The 590-nt window shown below is 50.5% G+C and carries 1 protein-coding gene; it reads right to left on the bottom strand.

Translation table 11 applies throughout. The annotated features are described in order from the left end of the window. Positions 1 to 154: 154 nt before the first annotated feature. The gene (locus tag ACJHYW_RS25300) at positions 155 to 496 is read right to left on the bottom strand and encodes a Late promoter-activating protein (RefSeq protein ID WP_072796249.1); all 342 of its coding nucleotides are present in this window, start codon (positions 494 to 496) and stop codon (positions 155 to 157) included. Positions 497 to 590 lie beyond the last annotated feature (94 nt).

The following is a 590-nucleotide window of genomic DNA, read 5'->3' as shown; positions in this document are numbered from 1 at the left end:
ACAGAATGATGTCACGCTGAAAATGCCGGCCTTTGAATGGGTTCATGTGCAGCTCCATCAGCAAAAGGGGATGATAAGTTTATCACCACCGACTATTTGCAACAGTGCCAACGAAAGTCACATGTCAAAAGGCCCGGAACGGGCAAGCAATCAATCAGATACGTGCGGATGTGGCATTACCGTAATAACGGTGCTGACGGGCCACCTTATTGAAAAGTTGACGCGCCATTACCCAAGGCTGGTGCTCCCGGCGTTCCTTTTCGTCCTGCGTCATATAGAGTTCGTTCTGGAGTTTTTCATCAAACCGGCGCGGAGCGCGGCTACGGCGAAAGAATTCAGGATTCAGAGAGTGGATCTGAAATCTACGTGGGCGTGTACTGTCATCAATCAAAACAGACGAATACTTAGACACAGCGATAGCCTTTAAGCGCAGATAAACATCGCGCTTATCGACATCCAGATGCGGGTATTCCTTTTCAAGGGGAGCCCGCAGAATTCGGAAAAAATCGTACGCTAAGGTTTTCCGGGCATCCGTAAGGGCCGAAACTTCCCGTCTTCCAGTCTGCGGCTCTGCCGCCAGACGTAATCGC

This window comes from Escherichia sp. WS3063 (genome assembly GCF_046486595.1).
GTDB lineage: Bacteria > Pseudomonadota > Gammaproteobacteria > Enterobacterales > Enterobacteriaceae > Escherichia > Escherichia coli.
This window is presented reverse-complemented; position numbering and strand designations above follow the sequence as displayed.